This is a genomic window from Bacteroides nordii (assembly GCF_019930665.1).
Lineage (GTDB): Bacteria > Bacteroidota > Bacteroidia > Bacteroidales > Bacteroidaceae > Bacteroides > Bacteroides nordii.
Genome location: NZ_CP082886.1, coordinates 515,057 through 540,956 on the forward strand (window position 1 = coordinate 515,057; position 25,900 = coordinate 540,956).

At 39.0% G+C, this 25,900-nt stretch carries 16 protein-coding genes; 15 read left to right on the plus strand and 1 reads right to left on the minus strand.

Translation table 11 applies throughout. The annotated features are described in order from the left end of the window. Nucleotides 1–574: 574 nt before the first annotated feature. Nucleotides 575–2,947 (plus strand): DUF2339 domain-containing protein, encoded by a 2,373-nt coding sequence (locus K8P02_RS01900; RefSeq protein ID WP_223381913.1) that lies wholly within the window; start codon nucleotides 575–577, stop codon nucleotides 2,945–2,947. A 105-nt stretch (nucleotides 2,948–3,052) separates the two neighbouring features. Further along, nucleotides 3,053–5,239: a DUF5686 family protein gene (locus K8P02_RS01905; protein WP_394373201.1), complete on the plus strand. Its 2,187-nt coding sequence runs from the start codon at nucleotides 3,053–3,055 to the stop codon at nucleotides 5,237–5,239. 64 nt (nucleotides 5,240–5,303) lie between these two features. Here the strand turns inward: K8P02_RS01905 and K8P02_RS01910 are convergent, their stop codons facing one another. Further along, nucleotides 5,304–6,692 carry a leucine-rich repeat domain-containing protein gene (locus K8P02_RS01910; protein ID WP_025866473.1) on the minus strand — a complete coding sequence of 463 codons (1,389 nt, stop codon included), beginning with the start codon at nucleotides 6,690–6,692 and terminating at the stop codon, nucleotides 5,304–5,306. A gap of 139 nt (nucleotides 6,693–6,831) precedes the next feature. Here K8P02_RS01910 and K8P02_RS01915 point away from each other — a divergent pair, with 139 nt between their 5' ends. The 13 genes from K8P02_RS01915 to K8P02_RS01975 all read left to right on the plus strand — a co-directional run bounded on the left by K8P02_RS01915 (nucleotide 6,832) and on the right by K8P02_RS01975 (nucleotide 25,817). After that, nucleotides 6,832–9,402, plus strand: a complete 2,571-nt coding sequence (locus K8P02_RS01915) for a zinc-dependent metalloprotease (protein WP_025866472.1) — start codon at nucleotides 6,832–6,834, stop codon at nucleotides 9,400–9,402. A gap of 12 nt (nucleotides 9,403–9,414) precedes the next feature. Further along, a complete protein-coding gene (locus K8P02_RS01920; protein WP_223381915.1) occupies nucleotides 9,415–12,498 on the plus strand; it encodes a SusC/RagA family TonB-linked outer membrane protein in 3,084 nt (1,027 codons plus the stop codon). A 32-nt stretch (nucleotides 12,499–12,530) separates the two neighbouring features. Next, entirely contained in the window at nucleotides 12,531–14,288 is a 1,758-nt protein-coding gene (locus K8P02_RS01925; protein ID WP_025866470.1) for a RagB/SusD family nutrient uptake outer membrane protein, read from the plus strand. Between the two features lie 38 nt (nucleotides 14,289–14,326). Next, entirely contained in the window at nucleotides 14,327–15,229 is a 903-nt protein-coding gene (locus tag K8P02_RS01930; protein ID WP_002559564.1) for a T9SS type A sorting domain-containing protein, read from the plus strand. Nucleotides 15,230–15,320: 91 nt separating this feature from the next. Further along, nucleotides 15,321–17,870, plus strand: coding sequence for a M6 family metalloprotease domain-containing protein (locus K8P02_RS01935; protein ID WP_007484367.1), 2,550 nt, complete (start codon nucleotides 15,321–15,323; stop codon nucleotides 17,868–17,870). 261 nt (nucleotides 17,871–18,131) lie between these two features. Next, complete coding sequence (locus K8P02_RS01940; RefSeq protein WP_223381922.1) at nucleotides 18,132–19,112, plus strand: head GIN domain-containing protein; 981 nt, start codon at nucleotides 18,132–18,134, stop codon at nucleotides 19,110–19,112. Between the two features lie 164 nt (nucleotides 19,113–19,276). Further along, a complete protein-coding gene (gene rpsA, locus K8P02_RS01945; protein ID WP_002559567.1) occupies nucleotides 19,277–21,073 on the plus strand; it encodes a 30S ribosomal protein S1 in 1,797 nt (598 codons plus the stop codon). Nucleotides 21,074–21,233: 160 nt separating this feature from the next. After that, nucleotides 21,234–22,148 carry a ribonuclease Z gene (locus K8P02_RS01950; protein ID WP_025866468.1) on the plus strand — a complete coding sequence of 305 codons (915 nt, stop codon included), beginning with the start codon at nucleotides 21,234–21,236 and terminating at the stop codon, nucleotides 22,146–22,148. A gap of 81 nt (nucleotides 22,149–22,229) precedes the next feature. Continuing rightward, complete coding sequence (locus K8P02_RS01955; RefSeq protein ID WP_025866467.1) at nucleotides 22,230–22,541, plus strand: T9SS type A sorting domain-containing protein; 312 nt, start codon at nucleotides 22,230–22,232, stop codon at nucleotides 22,539–22,541. A gap of 8 nt (nucleotides 22,542–22,549) precedes the next feature. Further along, a complete protein-coding gene (locus K8P02_RS01960; protein ID WP_025866466.1) occupies nucleotides 22,550–24,340 on the plus strand; it encodes a L,D-transpeptidase family protein in 1,791 nt (596 codons plus the stop codon). A gap of 28 nt (nucleotides 24,341–24,368) precedes the next feature. Continuing rightward, on the plus strand, nucleotides 24,369–24,920 hold the full coding sequence (locus tag K8P02_RS01965; protein WP_007484381.1) for an RNA polymerase sigma factor: 552 nt from the start codon (nucleotides 24,369–24,371) through the stop codon (nucleotides 24,918–24,920). A gap of 17 nt (nucleotides 24,921–24,937) precedes the next feature. Next, nucleotides 24,938–25,345, plus strand: a complete 408-nt coding sequence (locus K8P02_RS01970; protein WP_002559572.1) for a hypothetical protein — start codon at nucleotides 24,938–24,940, stop codon at nucleotides 25,343–25,345. A 25-nt stretch (nucleotides 25,346–25,370) separates the two neighbouring features. Beyond that, nucleotides 25,371–25,817, plus strand: a complete 447-nt coding sequence (locus tag K8P02_RS01975; protein ID WP_002559573.1) for a hypothetical protein — start codon at nucleotides 25,371–25,373, stop codon at nucleotides 25,815–25,817. Nucleotides 25,818–25,900 lie beyond the last annotated feature (83 nt).

The following is a 25,900-nucleotide window of genomic DNA, read 5'->3' on the forward strand; positions in this document are numbered from 1 at the left end:
TCTTTTATCAGTTGTTGGGCGCAAAATTATATGTTTTTTCTGAATGTACCCCTATTTTTTAGGGGGTAATTTCGAAAATAGTTCTATTTTTCTCAGAAAGCCCCCTGTCTGAAGAGACTGTTTTTAGGTATATCTATTGTTATCGCGCATTGTATCTTTTTAAATTGATTCATTATTCTATAACTTTCATATTAATAGAATATGGTGTTTGTAATAAATTATAAATATAAAACGGGTAGAAGATGAATGAAAAATAGAGTTTTAGAAAATGAAAAAGTAATACAATGTGTATATTTTGTAATACATTGTATATCAGTTTGTTATGATGATGCCTTTTTTCTCTACGAGAAACGGAGCGATCATCGTAGAGAAACGAGACGTTTCTCGTAGAGTCTCGGACCGATCCTCTACGAGAAATGAATTGGAAGTTTATAAGATGTTACAAAAGTAATGAATGATAAAAATCTTCTCCTGTTCTTTTAGTAAACGTTATTCATTCGTAAATGGTTGTTTTTCTCATATTTATCTTTATCTTTGCTTCTGTAACCTGATGTCAATCAAAATAAAACCGATTATGGAGTTAAGTTTATTTGCTATAATTGTTTTACTCGTTGTGATATTGTACATGCAAAGCGATAGGTTTGCAAAATTAAACTCCGAGATTAATGCTGTGAAAAGGAGGTTGGACCTTTTGTTAGAGAAGAAAAAAGAGATCTCTTCTATTAGTGAAACTAAAGTTCCTCCTGTGCTCATGGAAAATACAGAGGAAGAACCGTCATTACCGACTCCGGTGAAAGATAAGATGCAATCGGTTTCAGAAGTGCAGTTACCTGAAAACGGAACTGAAAGCCATCTTGAACCTGAACCAGTTTCCTGGATTTCTGAAGAGGTTGCTGCTATTGATCCACAGATTGTTGAAACTGAGAAAACGGTAAAAGAAACAGAGAAACCGGCTCCTATATTGATTAAAAAGGAGAAGGCGAAGATTAATTATGAAAAGTTCATCGGCGAGAATCTTTTTGGAAAGATTGGTATTCTTGTTTTAGTGGTAGGGGTTGGTCTGTTTGTAAAATACGCTATTGATAAAGATTGGATAAATGAGACGATGCGCACCATACTGGGATTTGTAGCGGGTGCTGTTTTGTTGTTTGTTGCAGAACGCTTGTGTGAAAAGTATCGTACATTCAGTTCTTTGCTGGCGGGTGGCGCTTTTGCTGTGTTCTATCTTACGGTTGCCATTGCTTTTCATTACTATAATTTGTTTTCACAAACGGTAGCGTTTATTATTCTTGTGTTTGTCACACTGATGATGTCTATATTGGCCATTTTATATGATCGTCGCGAATTGGCTGTTATTTCGCTTGTCGGTGGTTTTATTGCTCCTTTTCTGGTGAGTAGCGGAGAGGGAAGTTATATTGTTCTGTTTACTTATCTGTCTGTTCTCAATTTGGGGATGTTCGGCTTATCATTGTATAAAAAGTGGGCAGAGCTTCCTGTTATTTCATTTGTAGCTACTTATCTTATTTTCCTGATTTATGTACTCAATAGTTGTGTTTTCTATAATATGCCGAAGATTGATTCGGTTGTAATTGCACAACATCTGTTTGTTTTTGCCACTTTGTTTTATTTTATTTTTTTGTTACCGGTGTTGACCATACTTAAGGCTGAAGGAAAGAAACCTAATAAATGTTTACTTCCAATTATTGTAACAAATAATTTTATTTATCTTTTCTTTGGAGTGTTATTCCTGAATTCCATGAATTTGCCTTTTAAAGCTACAGGGCTTTTCACCTTATTTATTGCTTTCGTAAACTTGGTTTTAGTTATCTGGTTAAGAAAAAGTAAGCGGGATTATAAACTTCTTATTCATACAATGCTGGGGTTGGTATTGACTTTTGTATCTATTACAATACCTGTTCAATTTGATGGAAATTACATAACTTTGTTTTGGGCTTCCGAAATGGTTCTTTTATTATGGCTTTATATTAAATCCGGAATCCGGGTATACGAAACTGCTTCTCTGGTGTTAATCGGATTGACTTTGATTTCTTATATGATGGATGTTGAGCATCAGGTTACAGATCATTCTTTTGTGACAAGTACCATTTTTATGAATAGTATGTTTGCTACCAGTCTGTTTACCGGATTGGCAGTAGGGGTGTATGCTTTATTGATAGGGCGTTATCGCGATTCTTTTGAGAAAGCCCGTTATTTGAATTATACTCCCTGGAATGCAATAATGCTGGTTGTTTCTGTTGTCATACTGTACTATACTTTTATGATAGAGTTTTATCAGCACTTGGCTTCGGTACTATCTTATAGGGTGATGTATTTATTTACTTCTTTCTGTATATTGGCTTTGTGCTATGGTTTTAGAAAGCGCTTTCCGGTTAAAGAGTATGGTTTGCTTTATGTGATAGGAATAGGGATAAGTGTAATCCTGTATATGATTCATACGTGGGAAGATCATGGTAATTCAATAGGTGTGTTGCCTGTTTTACTTTCCTGGGTAACTACGGTTGTAATAATTGTCAATCTTTTTTATGTGTGTTGGTTGTATAATATTAATCACACTATTACAGTTCGCTTTACAGTTTATTTTAGTGTGTTATCAACTTTATTCTGGCTGGCTATTGTTCGGCTTTTCCTCTCTCACTTGGGTTTACCGGACGAATTTAATGCAGGTTTATCTATTGCCTTGGGCATTGCAGGGTTCGTTCAGATGTCATTGGGTATGCGTCTGCATCAAAAAGTGTTGCGTATCATTAGTCTTTTTACATTAGGTATTGTATTGGTGAAGTTAGTACTTGTCGATTTATGGGCAATGCCTACAGTGGGAAAGATTGTGGTATTCATCATGCTGGGTGTTATCTTGTTGGTGCTGTCCTTTCTTTATCAAAAGTTGAAAGATGTTTTGTTTAAAGACGATAATGAACAGATTAGCTAATATATTAATAACACTCTTTTTTAAATCTATGTTAATCTGTTCTCAAATCTCTCCTTTTCATTGTTTTTTTTTATATTTGCTCCATACTAATGGAAAGGATTCTGTTTGAGACATTATAAGTTAATATGGCTTTTATTTTTTATTTTATTCCTTTTAGCCCCCAAAGGAAGGGCTAATTCTGTTTTAAATCCATATACGCGTGAAGCTATCTCAGTGGATTCTATTTTGTATAATGTGATGACTTTTGCTCCTTTTTACGAGAAGATTGTCAACGATTATCGGGCGGACTTATATATTAAAGGTAAACTGAATATCCGGAAGAAGAACTTTATGTTTCGTTATCTTCCAAAGATGTTTCGTATGCAAAAGGGTGTGCGTGAATATTTAATGGAGTCATATAGCGACTTGCATTTCACAGCTCCTGATATTTATGATCAGAAAGTTATAGCGGGATATGGCACGGTTTTTAGTGGTGGCTTTCAGGCAACGATGCTCGAATATTTTCATGTGAATGTTTACTCTGCTACGTTGCTTTATGATCGTTTGCTTTCACCACTTGCCAAAAATGGAAAGAAATATTATCGCTATCAGATAGATACTATTATGGGAGGGCAGGATAATCTGCACTATAAAATACGTTTTATTCCCAAGACTAAAAGCGATCAGCTCGTTGGCGGATATATGATTGTTAGTTCAGATGTATGGAGTGTACGTGAAATCCGTTTTTCCGGTCGGTCCGAGCTGTTGACTTTTGAGAATCTTATTAAGATGGGGGAGGTAGGCGATGATAATGAATTTTTGCCGGTTCGTTATGAATTTGAGGTGAGATTCAATTTTGTTGGCAATGTGGTAGACGGTAGTTATTTGGCTTCGTTAGACTATAGCTCTATAGAACTAAAGGAGAAGAGTAAATACCGTAAAGAAAAGAAGAAGTTAAATCTGACAGAATCGTATACATTGAGATGCGATACGAATTCCTTGCATTTGGATAGTGCTTATTTTGCATCCTTACGTCCGATAGAGCTTATGGGCGACGAGAAGAAATTATACGAAGATTATGCATTCAGAAAAGATACTACTGCGCTGAAACCTCCTTCCAAACGTCGTGTGTTTTGGGGAGAAATAGGTGACTTCTTATTGTCTGATCTTAATGTCGATTTATCCCGTATCGGCAGTGTCAAGTGTTCTCCGATCATTAATCCGTTGCTATTGAGTTACAGTGGAAGTAATGGCTTTTCATGGAGGCAGGATTTTAAATATAACAGATTGTTTTCCGGTGATAAATTGTTGCGTATTGTTCCTCGGATTGGGTATAACTTTACTCGTAAAGAGTTTTATTGGTCGGCCAATGCCGATTTTGATTATTGGCCGCAGAAGCGTGGAGCTATTCATGTGAACTTTGGTAATGGCAACCGAATTTATAGTAGTGACGTACTTGATGAGTTGAAGGCGATGCCCGACAGTACTTTTGATTTCGATCAGATACATCTGGATTATTTTAAAGACTTATATTTCAATTTTCGTCATAGTATTGAAGTGGTTAATGGCTTGGAGCTGAGTGTTGGCTTTTCTGCTCATAGAAGAACAGCCGTTGAAAAATCAAGGTTTGTTGTGCTAAATTCATCGTTGCCTCTTGCATCCGATTTTTTAGATAAGTTTAAAGATACCTATATCAGTTTTGCACCCCGCGTCCGGGTAGAGTGGACTCCTTGTCTTTATTATTATATGAATGGAAAACGGAAGATAAATCTACGGTCAGCTTATCCTACATTTTCTGTAGATTATGAACGTGGTATAAAAGGTGTATTTAAAAGTACAGGTCAGTATGAACGAATTGAGTTTGATCTTCAGCATCATGTTCAGTTGGGGTTGATGCGCAATATTTATTATCGTTTTGGGTTTGGAGCATTCACCAATCAGGAACAACTTTATTTCGTAGATTTTGCCAATTTAGCGCGAAGTAACCTGCCTATAGGATGGAATGATGATATTGGTGGAGTTTTTCAATTATTGGATGGCCGTTGGTATAACTCTTCCCGGAAGTATGTCCGTGCTCATTTTACTTATGAAGCTCCTTTTCTGTTTTTGCGTCATTTGATGAAATATACCCGTTATGTTCAGAATGAACGCTTGTATGTGAATACATTATTTGTTCCGCATCTTAATCCTTATTTAGAAATAGGTTACGGTATTGGTACACACATTTTTGATGTAGGGGTATTTGTTAGTAGTGAAAACTGGAAATATACCGAAGTTGGATGTAAGTTTACGTTTGAGTTATTCAACAGATAATATAAAAAATCTCCTCTTAGCTACTTTTCTAAGAGGAGATTTACATGCCATAAAATGACAATGCTTATAAAACGATTGTTTTATAAACTTTATTGTTGATGCGTACAATGTAATTGTCTTCAGCAAGATTGAATGTCATTGTATCGTTGCTTGCTTTTGTATCAATTACCTTTTTACCATTGATCGTATAAATAAGGATACTATCAGCTATTTTCAGACCTTCAATAGTTACTTCACCCTTGTTTGGCATAATGATAATATTGTCCGAAATGTTATCCTGAACACCTGTGAGTTTTTGGATACTTATAGGCGTAGTCTTGAATACATTGGTTCCTGTAAATTTCGGGAATGCATCACTTGTCATCTCACAATATACAGGTTGGTTTTGTGAAGTGAGGAATGTGAATTTTCCATTCTTTTCAGTATAATCCGTACCTGCTACCAAAGTTGTTGCTCCATCGGCTGTTTTCCAAGTGTAAGTAGTTTTTTGAGCTGTTTCGGTAACTCCTTTGATATTATCCTGTGCAGACAAGTCCAATTCTTGATTTGTGGAGATACTTTCTGCAATAGTTAATGCTTCTTGAGGAGCATAGGTGTAGCCAGAATCACTTCTTTTGGGTAACGAATTGAGAGTTAGTTTGTTTTTGCTGCAGTTTAATGTTTTTTCGATGTTTCCAACTTTGATTTCTTTGATTTGGTTACCCATACAAAATAAAGTGGTTAATGCTGGGCATGCAGTGACATCTATACTGGTAAGTTGATTGTTGTTCACATTTACAAAATCTAAAATCGTGTTTTTAGAGAAATCAATGCTTTTTATTTGATTGTTTAGACAGTATAATTTTTTTAGTTTTGTATTTTTAGATATATCCAATGCTTCTAATTTGTTATTATTAAAAGAAAGATAGTCTAACTCTGGACATTTAGAAACATCCAATTTGTTGATTCCCATATCATTGGCATTTAAATAAATCAATGATATGTTATTAGTCAAATCAAGTGCTGTTATCGGATTACCACCACAATATAATATTTGTAGCTTTGTGTTCTTACTTACATCAAGACTTGTTAATTTATTAGTGTTTGCATACAACTCTGTTAGATGTACTGCTTTTGTAACATCCAAAGCGGTCACTTTTGCTTCCTTTGCATTTGGTGCACAACTAAAATATACAATGTTCTCGCCATAGATTTTGATTAATCCTTCTCCTTTAGGAGTTACGACTACATCTGTTGCATTGAGGTATGGATCAGGAGTTTGTATTGTCTCTGTTTCTACCAATACTCCATCTCCCCAATCAATAGAAAGTTTAGTATTTGGAGTACTGACTTCAAAGCCAAGTGTGATCTTTGCTTCGTTTACCTCTACATTGAGCGTGATTACCGGTTCATTTTCTGCTTTCGCTATTGTTGCGATGCAAAAGAATAATAAAAATAGTAATTTTCTTCTCATAATAATTATTATTTGATTAGTTTTGCAAAACTATGAAAAAGAAACCAAATTACCGAAAAAAGTATTGTTTTTGTTAGAAAATAGTGTGCGAAATTACTATGATTTTTGAAAAAAAAGAGAAATAATATATATGTGTTGTATGAAAAAGATAATAGGACTGTTGGTTTTGCTTCTTTTTGTTAGTGGGGTTTCTAATGCTACAGTAGCAAAAAAGAATAAGAAAAAAGTCATTAATCCAATCGAATTAAAGAAGGATTCTGTTAATGCGGATTATAAAAAAGTAACTAAGGATGCTGTATCCAAGAAGGGGTTATTTACTACTTTTTTGAGTAAAAAAGAGAATAATTTATATTTTGAGATACCTGATTCAGCCTTTTCACATACTTATCTATTGGCAAACCGTATTGCTGAGACCAGTAATACACAAGATTATGTAGCCGGGCAAATGGCAACTACTCCGTTGATGATTCGTTTCAGTAAAGATGATCAGAAGGTTTATATGCATTTAGTACAAAGCAGCAATATCGTAGACCGGAATGATCCGATTTTACCTGCTTTTGATAAGAATTTTGCTGATCCGGTATTGAAAGGATTTAAGATTGTTGCTCGTAATATGGATAATGTTGTCATAGATGTTACTTCCTTCTTTGGGGGAAATGAGAAATGTATCAGTCCGATTAAACAGGAGAGTCCTTTGGCAAAACTATTTGGTGGTGGAAACTCCCTGAAGGGAACTTTTGCATCAGATGCTTCCAATATTTTGAGTGTAAAAACTTTCCCGAATAATATTGAAATAAAGAGTTTGCTGTCATTTACTACTACTCCTTTGAATCAGCCTTATTCAGTAACAGTACATCGTTCGTTATTTGTTTTGCCTGACACATTGATGCCTATGCGTCTGCAAGATAATAGAGTAGGGTATTTTAGCTCGGATAAGAGTTTATACACCTCGTCTAAAGATAAAATTGTACCACAAACTTTTATTCATCGTTGGAGATTGGAACCCCAAAAAGAAGATTTGGAGAAATACTTTAAAGGAGAATTGGTAGAACCTATGAAACCTATTGTATTTTATGTAGATACTGCTTTTCCGGAAAAATGGCGTACGGTGGTGAAACAAGGTATTGAAGACTGGAATATGGCATTTCAAACGGCTGGTTTTAAGAATGTAGTGAAGGCATTGGATTATCCCAGTAATGATCCGAATTTTGATCCGGATGATATGCGTTACAGTTGTGTGAAATATGCAGCGACTTCTATTGCTAATGCGATGGGGCCCAGTTATATTGATCCGCGTACGGGAGAGATACTTACGGCAGATGTAATCTGGTATCATAATGTGATTTCTTTATTACACAACTGGCGTTTTGTACAAACGGCTGCGGTTGATAGCCGTGTGCGTAAAGCTGTGTTTGATGATGAAGTGATGCAGGAAGCCATACGATATGCTGCTGCACATGAGATAGGGCATACGCTTGGATTGATGCACAATATGGGAGCCAGTTATTCCTTTCCTGTAGATTCGTTGCGTAGCCCGGAGTTTACACAGAGGTATGGAACAACTCCAAGTATTATGGACTATGCCAGAAACAATTACATAGCCCAGCCTGGAGATTTGGAAAAAGGAGTAAAATTGACTCCACCTATTTTGGGAGTATATGATATTCATGCTATCAATTGGGGATATCGGTTGATTCAGGGGGCCGATACACCGGAGAAAGAGAAAAAGACATTGGATGCCTGGATTGAAGAAAAGAAAGCCGATCCCATGTATGAGTTCGGAGCACAGCAGGTATTCGGAGTGGTTGACCCGACCGATCAGTCTGAGGATTTGGGAAATGATCATTTGAAAGCCGGAGATATGGCTATCCATAACCTGAAGATTATAATGAAGAATCTGGAAACATGGACTTTTGATGAGGGAGCGCGTTATGACGATGTTGAAAATATGTATATTGAAGTTGTACGGCAGTATACACGGCATTTACGTCATGTGATGCCTTATATTGGTGGTATCCGTTTTCAGGAAGTTCGGCAGGGTGAAGATGCATCGGCCAAAAATTATATCGATAAGGCTATGCAGAAGAAAGCGATGTTGTGGCTGTTAAATCAGGCACGTACCTATAATGATTGGCTGACTCCCAAAGAATTGATTGTAAAGCTGGATGTAAACATGAACGTGAATGACAAACTGCAGTCTTCCGTTGTAGGAGCTTTACTAAACTCAGCTGCATTATATCGTATCAACGAGGGAGGGCAAATGAATCCTAAAATTAATTATACTTTAAATGCTTATCTGGATGATGCTTTCTCTGAAATGTTCAAGCCTACTTATCAGGGGGTAAAGCTATCACAGGCGGATATGAATATTCAGTCGGCTGCTGTTGCTTTGATGATTAACTATACCGGTTTAGGTAAGGTTGCTGAAAAAAAGGCATCTACTGCCTTAGCTGACTATGAAGAAGTGTTACGGCAAACATGCGAACCTGCTTTACCATGTAGTCACATACATGGTCATGAGAGTTCGTTCACACGAATCAACTTTGGTCTGCCCACACTATCCAAAGAGCAACTGGCGGCAGTGATGACCGGACGACTAAATAAGATTGCCCAGTTATACAAAAGTCGTAGAGCTGCCTCTACCGGAGACACTCGTGATTTTTATGATTATCAGTTATTACTGATTGAACGTACTTTGAAAAATAACTAATAAATAAATTATATGAATAGAATCTTCTATCTATTTATTTTTTTGTGTTGCCTTTCTTATGGTGTTTGGGGGCAAAATGCAAAAAACTATTCATTGAACGGAAAAGTTTTTGATACATCCGGTGAAACGATTGTTGGTGCAAATATTAAAATAAAAGGAGCCGATAGCGGAACGATTACTGACCTGGATGGCAATTTCACTTTGCTGGTTCCCAGTAAAGAAACGATTCTGATTGTTTCGTTTATAGGTTATCAATCTCAGGAGATTCGATTGAAACCGGGAGAGAATAATTTAAAAATAGTGCTGAAGGATGATGCACAGCAACTGGATGAAATTGTAGTCATAGGATATGGAACACAGAAGAAATCTTCTTTGACCAGTTCGGTAGAAGTTGTGCGTAGTGATGATTTATTGCAGATGCCTACTATTAATATTGATGAGGCTTTGAGCGGACAGGTAGCCGGTTTGCAGGTAATGGCTACCAGTGGCGATCCAAGTACTGCAAAAGAATCGAATATACACATTCGTGGAATAAATGGTGCACCTCTGCTGGTTATTGACGGTGTCCCTCGTTTCGGAACAAATTCTTCTGAAGGCGAAATGCGTCTTTCTGATTTGAATCCGGATGATATTGAGAGTATTTCTGTACTGAAGGATGGTGCTGCCGCTGCTGTTTATGGCGCCCGTGCTGCCAATGGGGTTATTCTGGTTCAGACAAAACGTGCTGCCGGTAATCAGAAAATATCTGTGAACTACAGGGGACAGTTTAATTTGCAGCAGGCAACTCGTTTGCCGGAATTTTTAAATGCGTATGAATATGCCAAATTGTATAATCGCGCAGTAGAGAATACGCCTTCTACTACTAATACTCCTTATACTGAAGAGCAGCTGGAAATGATTCGTACACATGCTAACCCTAATAAATATGGTGATGAAAATCTGATAGACTATCTTGATAAATTCGGTTATTCTACCATACATAGTGTGTCAGTTACTGGGGGAAATAGTTTTGTGAAGTATTACATGTCCGGTGGGTATACCAATACCAAAGGATTATATAGTGGGGTAGGACGTGATCGATTTAATTATTCCATGAAACTGGATGCAACTTTGCTGAAGGGACTTGTTTTATCATTGGATATGACTGGAACCCGTTCAGAGAATAAAAATACGAGTTATTCTACCATTGATGCAGCTTATAATTTTTCTCCGGTACAAACTTTACGGTATACCAATGGCGAACTTGCCAGTATCAGTGGTAGTAATCCCTTGGTTGCTGTTGATGGTTTGGGAGGATATATTCGGAATAAGATGAATATGGGTACTATAACCGCTTCTTTGAATTATGATGTACCATGGGTAAAAGGACTTTCTGCCTATTTACGTGCCACATTTGACAATAACAATTCCACTCAGAAAACATTTGATAGCCCTGTGACACTTTATTTGTATGATGAGCAAACGGGAGATATAACAGAAGATCCGTTAACTACCTATCCCAAAGCCAAGATAACATTAGAAGAAACCAATCGTTTTGTGGACAATAAGTTATTGGAATTTGGAGCAAATTATAATCATACTTTTGCTGGGAAACATGATGTTTCCGGATTGATAGTTGTTAATTATCAGGATTATAAAAATCGTTATCTTACCGGGAAAAATGAAGATATGCCGGGCATTTATCCGGAAATAATGGGAACTGCTACTTCAGCTAAACTAACAGGAAGTGAGGTTTACACGCAACGTGCTTCATTAATAGGTCGTGCTACTTATGGTTATGGTAACCGTTATTTTATCGAAGGCAGTTTCCGTGTCGATGGTTCCACTAAATTTCACCCTGATAATCGTTGGGGATTTTTCCCTACAGCTTCTGCCTCCTGGGTATTATCCAATGAAAGTTTTTTTAGAAACTGGGACCAACCCGTACTTTCAAATGTGAAATTCCGAGGTTCTGTTGGTGTCTTGGGCGATGATGGTTCAGTAGATAATTATTCTTATTTAATGAAATACATGTATGTGGTACGCCAGGGATATAATATCGGTGGAGGACTAAAACCGGGTATTGTAATGGATACCAGTAGCTTCCCGAATCCCGACTTGAAATGGGGGCGATCACGTACTTATAATTTAGCTACCGATCTTGGATTCTGGGGAAACCGTTTTGGGCTTTCTTTTGAATACTACTGGCGCTATAATACCAATATGATCACTATTGCTCCTTCTTATTTATATCCGCCTTCAACCGGAGTTGATAGTAATCCGCCCAATATGAATTTTGGTGAAATAAAGGCATGGGGATGGGATTTGACATTGTCTCACCGTAATACCATTCAAAAGGTGAAATATGATTTAACTCTTACGTTGGCACAAACGAGAGACAGGGTATTGGATTATGGAGATGAATCATCTATTGCCCCTAATCGTCGTCGTGTAGGTAAAAGTAGTATGGTTTGGTGGATGTATGAAGCTGACGGACTCTTTCAGACACAAGAGGAAATTGATAATTATGAACTGAATCAGGATGGACAGGGGAATGTGACACTTGGACCTGGTGATATTAAATACAAAGATCAGAATGGTGATGGCGAACTTACCGACTTGGATAAGATTGCGGTAAAGAATTCTTCTAATCCGGAAATGACGATGAGTTTACGCTTGGGCATTAAATATAAAGGTTTCTTTCTGAATGCTATGTTTCAGGGGGTATCCGGATATCAGCAACAGATAACGGAGTTGTATACATTACAAAATGGCAGTTTGCAACGTTTCCAAAAATATCATGTCGCCGACTCGTGGTCTGAAGACAATCCGAATGCTGTCTATCCGCGTATCAAGTTTGCCAATAAGAATGATAACAATCGAAAAGAATCAACTTTTTGGGTGAAAGATTGTGATTTTATTCGTTTGAAATCTCTGTCGTTAGGATATTCTTTTTCTGGAGAAACATTAAAGAAAATGAAACTCTCCTCAGCCAGTCTTTCTCTTCAGGGAAGTAACCTGTTTACGTGGTCTACATTGAAGGACATGGATCCGGAATCTCTACGTGGATATCCGATACAGCGCTCTTATGGTGTAACATTGAGTTTAGGTTTTTAAATAGAATATTTCACAATAAAAACAGAAAGAGTATGCAGTTGAGAAAATATATAATATCTTTTTTATTCTTAGGAGGGACGTTCGGTTTTTCCGGATGTGACGGTATATTCCGCGATGTTCCTAATGATAAATTATCTCAGGAATCTATCTGGGGAAGCCAGTTACTACTTGATGAATATGTACTACCATGGTATCGTAACATGAGTAATGGCTTTTCTGTTTATATGCCTTCCACTGCTCTCCTGAAAGGAGCATGCCGTGATTATCTTCCTTGGTATGGAGATCAGATTACTATTAGTAAATCAGACTGGTATAATACAGCGTATGGGGATATCTTGAAAAGTACTCCGGCCGAAGTAACACGTAGAGGACTTGTGAATTGGACCAATTACTATACACGTATTCAGTCTATTAATCTTTTGTTTGAAAATCAGGATAAGATTCGCAACGGCGATCATAAAAAGCGGGTGTTGGGTGAAGCACATTTCTTTCGTGCTTATTACTATTACATGTTGCTTCGGCAGTTTGGAGGTGTTTTGTTGTTAAAAAACAATTATGATCCTTTGTATGATGGTACAAAGTTTCCTCGTGCTTCTTATGAAGAGATGGTAAACTTTATTGCCGAAGAGGCTGACTTGGCTGCTTCTCTTTTATCTGAGAAATTGGAGACTTCCGATATCGGACGTGCTACCAGAGGAGCTGCTTTGATGTTAAAGGCTAAAACTTATTTTTGGGCAGCCAGCAAAATATATCAGAATCAGGAGAAGTCATACCTCGGATTTCCGGATGATCGTTCGGATGCTATGTTGACAGCGGCAGCCAAGGCGTATGATGAACTGATGAAGTTGCCTTATTCGTTGATACAGATTACCGGATCAACACAAGATCAGATAAAGGAGCAGTATCGACAGATCTTTTTAACAAAGAATAGTCAGGAATCAATTTGGGAAGTACAGCACTCTAACGATGGTGATTTCTCGAATGGATTCGGACATAAGCTCGACCGGGAATCGGTTTCACCTTATTATGGAGGAACGGTGGCTGCTTATTCGCCTACCCAGAACCATGTAGATGAATATGGTATGCGTGATGGCAAAGCGTATGATGCCAAACATCCGTATGATAACCGGGATTATCGTTTTTATGCAAATGTGTTGTATGATGGTTGTACTTTCCGGGGGCGCGTGATGGAGATTCATTATAATAAAGTAAACGGCAAAGAAGTGGCGGGTGAAGATTTGACACCGTATGGAACTTCTGAAACGGCTGCTGTAACAAAAACCGGTTATTATTTAGGAAAGTTTGTAGATGAAACTCAGAAGATCGATAATGATGAGTCTTATGCGAGTAAGCAGAACTACATCATCTGGCGTTATGCAGAGGTATTGTTGGATTATGCCGAAATAGACTTTTTACAGAATCGGGTGGATGATGCATTAGATAAAGTAAATCAGATTCGCCGTCGCGTTCATATGGATGAATTGCCGAGTCTTACTTGGGAGCAACTGGTGAATGAACGTCGTGTAGAAATGGCTTTTGAAGAAACGACTTATTGGGATTTGCTTCGTTGGGGAGTTGCTATCGAAAAGATGAGTGGTGCTACCAATCCGTTAAAGGCTATGAAGATAGTAAAAGAAGAAGGAAAAGACCCTGTTTATCAGATTTCAAATATGAACAAATATCCTAAGCGTGTACGTGAGTTCCGTCAGATGCAGTATTACTTGCCGATACCATGGGACGAAGTACGTTATCATGGCATTGAGCAAAATCCTGAGTGGTATGAAGTTTAATACAAATCAATAACATTATTAACTAAAAAGAAAATTGTATGAGAAGGAAAATTACGACATTATTAATGGCTTTTGGAGCAATATTATTTGCAAATGCGCAAGAGTATAATTTGTTTGATCCAGCTGATGTTGATGCAAATGGTTGGATTTGGTTTGACACACAAGAGAAGATAGATAAGTACATCGGTCAGGCAAATAATGAGGATGGAAAGATAGATCCGGATGGGAAGATTATCCAATTAATCTGTGCGGATTTTGGAGATTATGAGGATACTACTGTTGATTCAGAAGTAAAAGGAGCTGGTACAGATAAAGAAATTGGAGGAGAAAAAGCAAAGACGGGTGCTATTGTTACGGCGAGCTCCAGTGCGGGTATGACTGCAAATGGTGGTGGATTTGTTGTACGTATGCCGTCATGTGTCTCTTTTAACTTATTTGTATCAAGTGGAGTGACAACTTATGTTCGTATGCTAGGAACTACAGATCAAAGCAAAAGCTTTAAAGACTATTCGATTGTTTCGGCTGCTTTTACAACCATATTTAAGCCATTAATGAGTGGTGGTGGTCAGAAAGAGTGGACTCAGATTGAGACTTTAGATAATGGGGATGAACCTCATTTTAAGTTAAAATCGGATGCTCCTATGTATGCACGATTCGAATCATTAACGAAAGCCCCTCTTTACATCCATGGTATGAAAGTACTAACTTCTACCAAACCGACCGGTATCTACAATCAATCTGCTAATGCTGAAATAGCATTTGATGGTACTGTGTTGTCTTTAGGTGAGGTTGCCGATATACAGATTTACACTACTGCCGGCACATTGGCTGCATCCGCTACCACAAATGAGATGAACCTGTCTCCTTTGGAAAAAGGTATCTATGTAGTGAAAGCAAAAATGGGCACTACCGAACGAACTAAGAAGATCGTTATCCGTTGATAATTTTATAGGGAAGCGTTTGCTTATTTTCATCCTTTTGATGAGATAGCGACTGCTTCCCTCTTTTTATTTACTATAATAATGTAAAACGATGAAGAGATATATTATTCTTTGGTTCGTTGTTTTATTCTTTCCGATCCTGTTGTCGGCTGCCGAAAAGAATAAGGGTGAGTTGAGCAATCTGGTTTGTTTTCTGAGTTTTGCTGATGAAGAGAACGATGAGCAATTTGACAAGCCCATCAGTTACTATGAAGCGATGTTTAATGCTGATGCTGCAGGAGTAAATTCGGTATATAACTATTTTCGTGAAGCCTCCTATGACCAGCTTTTCTGGAAAAGTGCTTTCTTCCCGAAAGCGAATGGTGCGCAGATTCTTTCTTATAGAGCAAAAAATGAACGTGGATATTATCGAGAGAAAGGTAGTATCAATGAACAAGGATATAGCAATGAAACCGAGAAAGCTGCACGCGAACAGGCTCTGATAAAAGAGCTGGCTGCTTATCTCTCTGAGAATCTACCTGATGATATAGTGATCGATGCCAACAATGATGGATTGCTTGATAATATCTGTATTATTGTAAGTGGGAATTCAGAATTGGGTGGCAGGCATTTACTTTGGCCGCACCGTTCGGATTTGGCATTGCCCGATGAGAAAGCTATTTATGTAAAAGGCAAAAAGATAGTAGGTTATCTGATGGTATTTAATGATGCCAACGGGTGGAGTTCTTTGAGTCCTGTACCTTTGAATACAGGTGTGCTTTGTCATGAAATGTCTCACACATTAGGTACTTATGACCTTTATCATGTGAATGACGATCTGAATCCGGTAGGGGTGTGGGATCTGATGTCCGACAACCTGAAGACTCCCCAGCAGATGAGTGCATATACCAAATACCGTTACTGCAAATGGATTGACGAAATTCCCGAAATATCCACTCCGGGTACGTATACGTTGAATCCTGTGGGAGGCAGTAGTAAAGAGAATATTGCCTATAAAATAAAGCCTACCGGTTCCGATGAATATTTTATTGTAGAGTATCGGAAAAAAGCCGGGACTTTTGATATTGGTCTGCCTTCCTCCGGTTTGCTGGTTTATCGTATTAACCCTAATGTGACAGGTGGAAATCTGAACTATAATGGAACTACTCGTCTGGACGAACAATACCTTTTCCGCCCGGGAGGAACAACCAAACTTGATGGTGACATAAGCAAAGCAGCTTTCAGTGCTGAAAGCGGACGTACTTCTTTGGGTGGAACTGCTGATTTTAAGCCTTTCTATAGTGATGGGAAAGAGGCTAAATTCGCGTTGGCGAATATATCTTCTTGTGGCGAGACGATCTCTTTTGATTTGCTGGAGCTGATGCCTCAGATTTATATCCCGAAACCGGATGTAACTTTGGGTGGTACTGCTGAGAGTACTGTTGAAGTGAACGTTGAGGCAGATGTTGCCTGGAAGGCTGTAGATATACCCGATTGGCTGACGGTTACCCCTCTTCAGGGTGAAGCGGGTAAGTCGACTCTCATTTTGCAGGCTAAATCTGCGAATGAAAATGCACAGCTGCGCACTGCTGTCTTTTATTTACAAGGAGTGGAGGATGCTTCTATTACCGCTTCAATAAATGTTTCACAGCGTTCCAATCTCATACAGTCCCCCTCTGCTTTGACAGCCAAAGTGGAAGGAAATGCCGTTGTTTTGTCATGGGTAGCTCCACACGAAGGTACTCCGGCTTTGGTGGAAGATTTTGAAGATTCGCAGAGTCTGGCTAAGTGGACAATAAAGAATGAAGGTGACCGGGGATGGGTATGGAAAAAGTCTGAGAAATATGCAGAACCCTATACCGGAAACTATTCAATGCGCCTGTTGGACGCCTGGGAGGATATCCATCAGGATGAATTTCTGATATCTCCTTCTTTCTCTAAAGGTAAGTCGCTGACGTTTTATTCTAAGTCTACAGCTCCTCAGAAGAATAATCCCGCTAATTTTTATTATGTAGAAGTAAGTTCGGATGGGGGTACAACCTGGGAGAAAATATGGGATTTGAAAACAGATTGTTCCGTTGTGAATAAATATACCCGGGTTGATATCGACTTATCTCCTTATATGTCTGATGATATGAAAATCGCTTTTCATGCATATGATACCAATCAGATGGGGCTGTCTTACTGGTGGCATGTAGACGACGTTGCTGTTTATCCGCAGGTAGAGCATTCCATCATAACCGGTTATGCGATTTATAGAAACGGAGAGAAGATTGGCACTGCCACAACTTCTGCTTTTACAGATACCGCTCCGCTTTCCGGAGAAAACGTATATACCGTTCGCGCTGAAGGCTCTTTTGGCGATACGCCGGATTCTGAATCGGTAACGGTTTCGTATACAGGGACAGGTATCTGTACTCCTTCTGCTTCATTGTCAGAGGTAACTATGTCGTACCGGCAAGGCGTGCTTCATCTGGAAAGTGAGAATGCAATCAAGAATTTAGCCATGTATTCTCTTGATGGAAAACCGGTATTGAATATTGCTCCCGGAAGGAAATCTTATGATGCTGATGTGCGACATTTAGCTACCGGAATGTATATTGCTTACGTGCTGACAGAAGGTGGTAGTCGTCCGTCGATATTAAAGTTGTTGATAGAATAACTCTCTCTTATATAAGTTTCTCTCTCATCTTCCATTGTTTGAATGTTGCTACTTATCAGCTGTTTGAATGGTGGAAGATGTTTTATTTTCATATGAAAACACTTTGTTTCTTTATATTGAGAAAACTTTATCAACCTATAGATACACTTTGAGACATACTGAAAAGTTTTTATTATAAAAACATGGTCTGCCATGCAACCTTTCGCATACTGTTTGCGTCTTATAGATATTACAAACTACTTAAATGAAAAAAATATGAATATGAGAGGATTTATTGGAATGATTACTTTGTTTTCATTCTTGCTGACTACAACAACAGCTTGTTCCCAGATTAACCGTGTGAAAGCAAACGGAACGTATAAAACAAAAAATATCAAAATCGGAAGTTTCGACAAGATAAACCTTCAGGGAAGTCCGACAGTTATTTATACGCAGTCTGCTGATAATAAATCAACTTTAGAGATTTACGGCTCGGATAATATTCTCAACCTGGTAGAGTGTACAGTATCTGATGGCACACTGTTTGTCTCCTTTAAGAAAGGTACAAATATTGAGTTTGGTAAAGAGGGAAGATTAAAAGTAATGGCTTCCAGCCCCATGTTGAAAGATGTGTTATTGCAAGGATCAGGAGATGTAGTCTTAAATAATAAAGTGAAATCAGATCGTCTATCCCTTACTCTGAAAGGTTCCGGAGATATCAATGCCGGGGAAATCGTTTGTACGAATGCTTTTTCGGCAACTCTGCAAGGTTCCGGTGACATTTCTGTCAAAAACAGTATCAATGCAGGGAATGTAGATTTGAATTTATCCGGCTCTGGTGATCTGGATATATATAACCTGACGGCTAAGTCTACTACGGCAATTCTCCGTGGATCAGGAGACCTGAAGGTGAAAGGTACCAATGTAGCTGGGGATGTAACAGTCAACCTGTCCGGTTCCGGTGATCTGGATTTTGTGGGAATACAGGGAGAGACCGTAAAGGCTGAATTGCAAGGTTCCGGTGATTTGAAGGTAGCGGGTACGGCAGAACGGGCTGTATTATCATTACGCAATTCTGGCGATCTGAATGCGAAAGACCTGAAAGCTGTTGATGTAGATGCGAGTGTAAACGGCTCCGGTTCTATTTCCTGTTATGTTTCCGGTACGCTGAAATGCAATATATCCGGAAGTGGTGATATTGGCTATAAAGGTAGTCCGGTTAATATCCATTCGAATGGTAAACGCAATCCGCACAAATTGTAAGACGAATGTCTGAATAACTTAAATATCTGAATATTAGCCGTCGTGAGACGGCTTTTTTTATACCAAACTTTGGTTAGTCACAAAAAATGTTTTATCTTTGCGCCCGATTTATAGAAAATATAATGTCTTATTTAATTAAAGTATCTCAAAACAATTAATTATTAATGGAAAACTTAAAGAACGTTGCTCCTGTTGAAGACTTCAACTGGGATGCGTATGAAAATGGCGAATCATTCGCCGGCGCCAGCCAAGAGGAACTCGAAAAAGCTTATGACAGTACGCTTAACAAAGTGAACGACCGTGAGGTTGTTGACGGAACTGTAATCGCAATGAACAAGCGTGAAGTCGTTGTGAACATCGGTTACAAATCAGACGGTATCATTCCTTTGAATGAATTCCGTTACAATCCTGACTTGAAAATTGGTGATACTGTAGAAGTATACATCGAAAATCAGGAAGACAAAAAAGGACAGTTGGTTCTGTCTCACAGAAAAGCTCGTGCTACCCGTTCTTGGGATCGCGTTAATGCTGCTCTGGAAAACGAAGAAATTATCAAGGGTTACATCAAGTGCCGCACTAAGGGTGGTATGATCGTAGACGTATTCGGTATCGAAGCATTCTTGCCGGGGTCTCAGATCGACGTTAAACCGATCCGCGACTATGATGTATTCGTTGGAAAAACAATGGAATTCAAAGTTGTTAAAATCAACCAGGAATTCAAAAACGTTGTTGTATCTCACAAAGCTCTTATCGAAGCTGAACTGGAACAACAGAAGAAAGAAATTATCGGTAAGCTTGAAAAAGGACAAGTTCTTGAAGGAACCGTTAAAAACATCACTTCTTATGGTGTATTCATCGACCTGGGTGGCGTAGACGGATTGATCCACATCACTGACCTTTCATGGGGCCGCGTAAGCGATCCGAAAGAGGTGGTTGAACTCGATCAGAAGCTCAACGTTGTTATCCTCGACTTCGATGACGAAAAGAAACGTATTGCTTTGGGTCTGAAACAACTTACTCCGCACCCATGGGATGCACTTGATCCTAACTTGAAGGTCGGTGATCACGTGAAGGGTAAAGTGGTTGTTATGGCTGACTACGGTGCATTCATTGAAATCGCTGCCGGTGTTGAAGGTCTGATCCACGTATCTGAAATGTCATGGTCACAGCACCTGCGTTCTGCTCAGGACTTCATGAAAGTGGGCGACGAAGTAGAAGCTGTTGTATTGACTCTGGACCGTGAAGAACGTAAAATGTCTTTGGGTATCAAACAATTGAAACAAGATCCATGGGAAACTATTGAAGATAAGTATCCTGTAGGTTCTAAGCATACTGCAAAAGTTCGTAACTTCACTAACTTCGGTGTATTTGTAGAAATCGAAGAAGGTGTTGACGGATTGATCCACATCTCTGACCTGTCTTGGACAAAGAAGGTAAAACACCCGTCAGAATTTACTCAGATTGGTGCTGATATCGAAGTTCAGGTATTGGAAATCGACAAAGAAAACCGTCGTTTGAGTCTTGGTCACAAACAACTCGAAGAAAATCCTTGGGATGTATTCGAAACCGTATTTACTGTAGGTTCAGTACACGAAGGAACAATCATCGAAATGTTGGATAAGGGCGCTGTAGTTGCTCTGCCTTATGGTGTTGAAGGTTTCGCTACTCCGAAACATCTTGTTAAGGAAGATGGTTCACAGGCTCAGTTGGACGAGAAACTTGAGTTCAAGGTAATCGAATTCAACAAGGATGCTAAGAGAATCATTCTGTCTCACAGCCGTATCTTTGAAGATGTTGCTAAGGCAGAAGAAAGAGCTGAGAAGAAAGCTGCTTCTAATGCAAAGAAGACTTCTGCTAAGAAAGAAGATGCTCCGATGATTCAGAACCAGGCTGCTTCTACAACTCTGGGTGACATCGATGCTTTGGCTGCTTTGAAAGAACAGTTGGAAGGTAAGAATTAATTCGATTAATTCTATAATATTTTTAGAAAGGGTATCAGTTCGCTGATGCCCTTTTTTCTTTTTATCTTTGCTTTAAAACGAAAATAAGCTGCACTCTGGCATAAAAAATGAACAGGTTCATTTTATTCTGCTCTCGGTTTGCATTATCTTTGTCTCTGTTATGGAGAAATTTGAATTACATATATTGGGCTGTGGCTCTGCGTTGCCTACTACGCGCCATTTTGCGACTTCACAGGTGGTGAACCTGCGTGATAAACTTTTTATGATAGATTGCGGCGAGGGGGCACAAATGCAACTTCGTAAATCCCGGTTGAAGTTTTCCCGGTTGAATCATATCTTTATTTCTCATTTGCATGGCGATCATTGTTTTGGCCTGATGGGGCTTATTTCTACTTTCGGACTGTTAGGACGTACGGCAGAACTCCATATTCATTCTCCTAAAGGGCTGGAAGAATTGTTTTCTCCACTACTGGCCTTTTTCTGTAAGAACATGAGTTATCAGGTTGTTTTTCATGAATTTGATACGAAAGAGCCTGTGTTGATCTATGAAGATCGCTCCATGACTGTTACAACAATTCCTTTACAACACCGCATTCCTTGTTGCGGTTTCCTGTTTGCTGAGAAACCTCGTCCCAATCATATCATCAGGGAGATGATTGATTTCTACCAGGTACCGGTCTACGAACTGAACCGCATTAAGAATGGGGCTGATTTTGTGACTCGGGAAGGAGAAGTAATAGCCAATGATCGTCTCACACGCCCTTCTGAACCCGTTCGAAAATATGCCTATTGTTCCGATACTATTTATCGGAAAGAGATAGCCCGGCAGATTGCGGGTGTTGATCTCCTGTTTCATGAAGCTACATTTGCTCAAATAGATTTGGCCAGAGCCAAAGAAACCTTTCATACTACTGCTTCCCAGGCAGCCCGGCTCGCTCTGGATGCAGGAGTAAAGCAACTTGTCATCGGGCACTTTTCGGCACGTTATGAGAATGAACAGGTTTTGCTGGAAGAAGCCGCTACTGTTTTTCCAAATACTATCCTGGCTAAGGAGAACCTTTGCATCAATCTGTGACAACTTTCAGGCGTAAAGTTTGTTTTATAGGGAGGAACAACGTATATTTGTACTGAATAAACAGAATCGGATACATACCAGATGAAAAGGTTATTTTTCTACTTTTTCTTTGCTTTGGCTCTTCTGCCTTTTTCCACAATGACGGCGCAGGAAGGGCGTAAAGCGGAAACTGTTCAGAGTGAGCAGTCTTCCCTTACATTGACTGTGTCCGGAACTACAGTGCGCGTTCAGAATGCTACCCCTGGTTCTTTGATAGAGGTATACAATATTCTTGGAGTGAAGGTCACCTCAGTGCGTATTGATACGGTTGATAAATCGGTGACTTTAAATCTTCCGAAGGGATATTATATCTTTAAAATAGGTGATATAGTGAGGAAAGTGGTAATAAAATAAAGAGATGGATGATGAAGCGGATCGTATTAAGCTTTCTTATTCTACTCGTGGTGGTATCTGCCTGTAAGGAAGAGAAACCAAAATCTCCGGTTGTTCTTTCTCTGTCCTCTTTCCATGAATTAGTTCATCCTGCATATTTAATAAATCCTGATAGTATACGCCAATACGTCCGTGTAAATTTGTCAAATGCTAATGATACGATGGCCTGGGACTCGGCTATGGTGAGTTATTATGCGGCAGACAGTGCAGCATTGTTTTGGATGAAAGATGGCGTAGGGCAATATGCCGATTCACTCCTTTATTGGTTGGAGAATTCTCATCGGCATGGATTAAACCCGGCACTTTTTAACGTCTCTGGTATACGAACCGATCTGGAACGTTTCCGTTCTCTGCAGTTGCATGAAGACGAAACGATCAATCATCTATTGGCACGTTTGGAGTATGGGCTAACAAGCTCTTACCTGTTTTATACCTGTGGACTTAAATATGGTTTTATTTCTCCTGTACAACTTCTGAATAATCAGGAAGAGGATGTTAAGAAAAAGAATGATACAGAAAAACAGAAAGAACCTTACCCCATTCCTTTGAAGAAGTGTAGTAAAGAGTTTGCTCTGGAGGCTTTGGCTTCTTTGGGGCAGAATCCTTTTGCTGCTTTTCGCCAGGCTCAGCCCACTTCTCCCTTCTATCTCAGTATGCAGAAAGAATTGGTACGCTTGGATTCTATAGGAGAGGCAGAATTTGAAGAAATTCCGCTTATAGGTGATACTTTACTGAAAGTGGGAGAAAGGCATCGTATTATACCATTGATTGCCGGTAGATTGATGCAAACCGGAGAACTGAAACAACAAGTCTCAGGTGATACATTGACTTCTGTTTTACTGGAGGCGGTAAATGAATTCCGTTTAACGAACCGCCTGTCTACAGACAATTCTATAGGGACCTATACCATCCGTTATCTCAATCGCCCTCTTGCTTACTATAAGGATCATTTGCTGATCAATCTGGAGCGAGCCCGCTGGCAATATAAATCCGAAAAAGGTTCTAAATATGTGATCGGTAATATAGCTGCTTTTATGTTACAGGCTTTTAATGAAGAGGTCGATTCTATTCTTGAGATGCGTATTTGCTGTGGTTCAGTAAGAAATAAAACTCCTTTGCTTTACAGTAAGATTTACTACATGGAGTTGAATCCTTATTGGAATGTTCCCCAGAATATAATACGTAAGGAGATTATTCCGTCTTATCGTCGCGATACTACTTACTTCACCCGAAACCGGATGAAAGTATATGATAAGAATGGAAACCGGGTGAATCCTCATGATGTAAAATGGGCTAAGTATACAGCAGGCGTACCGTTTACTGTAAAGCAGGACAACAAAGAAGGCAATTCTTTGGGACGAATTATTTTCCGTTTCCCCAATCCGTATGCTGTCTATCTGCACGATACTCCTTCCCGTTGGGCCTTTAACCGTTCCAATCGTGCGGTAAGTCATGGTTGTGTAAGGTTGGAGAGAGCGTTGGACTTTGCCTTTTTCTTATTGGAAAAGCCGGACGAACTGTTGGAAGATCGCATTCGTATTGCCATGGACATAGCTCCGAAGAGCGATGAAGGCAAAAAACTGAACCGAAGCGAAGCATACCGGGAACTTAAGCATTATAGTCTGAAGGAAGCTATCCCTCTGTTCCTGGATTATCAAACCATGTATCTGGCTGCCGATGGCAAGCTCAGTTACTGTGAGGATATTTACAAATATGATGACCCTTTGCTTGAAGCATTGAATAAGTTGAACCATAAATAAGCATAACATACAGAATACTAATAACCTTATGAATTCTTATAAAGAACGAGAGGTTTTAAGGCTCCTTCAGGACGAAGGTACACAACGAAAAGGATTTGAAATGATTGTGTCGCAATATAGCGAACAATTATATTGGCAGATTCGCCGGATGGTACTTTCTCATGATGACGCAAATGACCTTCTTCAAAATACGTTTGTCAAGGCATGGATGAACATCGATTATTTCCGGGCAGAAGCGAAGCTATCTACCTGGCTTTATCGCATTGCCCTGAACGAATGTATTACTTTTCTGAATAAGCAGCGTGCCATGAATACCGTAGCTATCGACGATCCGGAAGCCGCTGTCGTTGAGAGGCTGGAAAGTGATCCTTACTTCTCCGGTGATCAGGCACAGCTTATGTTACAAAAAGCCTTATTGTCACTGCCGGAGAAACAACGCATGGTTTTCAATCTGAAATACTACCAGGAGATGAAGTATGAAGAGATGTCGGAGATCTTTGGTACCTCAGTAGGAGCATTGAAAGCATCCTATCATCATGCGGTGAAGAAAATCGAAAAGTTTTTGGAAGGTGTTGATTAAACCTTTTAAATCATTAAATGTCTAAGAAAAAGAGAGGAGAAGATTATATGAAAGAAGAAGATGAAATATTGAAGAAAGTAGGTACAGGCAATGTTTTTAAGGTGCCTGATGGATACTTTGAGAATCTTACTTCAGAAGTGATGAACAAGCTTCCCGAAAAGGAAAAATCTGCCTTTGAAGTGAAAAAAACGACGAAGTGGGACAAAATTAAGCCATTGGCCTATATGGCGGCAATGTTTGTCGGAGCTGCATTTATAATTCGTATTGCATCGGTAAACTATAAACCTGAGGCTACAGAAATGGCTGTGATGGAGACGGTAGAGGTTGAGAGTGATTCTGATGAGTATATTAATGCTGTGCTCGAAGGTTCGATGATGGACGATTATTCATTGTATGTATATCTCACTGATGCCAGTGTGGAATAAAATAAATTAAACTGATTTTATTAAAATGAAAAGACTGATTATTCTGCTGTTTATCATTTGCGGCTTTACTCCTTTATTGTGGGCTATGGATGGGTGCAACCAACAACGTCTGTCACCGGAAGAATTCCGTGCCAAACAGAAGGCATTCATTATCGAGAAAGCTGGTTTGAACAAAGAAGAAGCTGCAAAGTTCTTTCCTGTATACTTTGAGCTTCAAGATAAAAAGAAAGCGTTGAATGATAAGGCCTGGGGGTTACTTCGTAAAGGAAAAGATGATAAAACGACAGAGGCACAGTATGCTGAAATTCTGAAAGGAGTATATGATGCCCGTTCAGCTTCGGACAAGCTGGAAAGAGATTATTACGAGAAATTCAAGAAAATCTTATCAAATAAGAAAATTTATATGGTGCAGAAAGCTGAAATGCGTTTTCACAGGGAACTGCTGAAAAGCGCAAACCGGAAAGATAAATAACCCTTATTTAGTTGAAAGTTGAGAGTTACTATGCAGCATAACAGCACAGCTAACTTTCAACTTTCAATTTTCAACTTTCAATT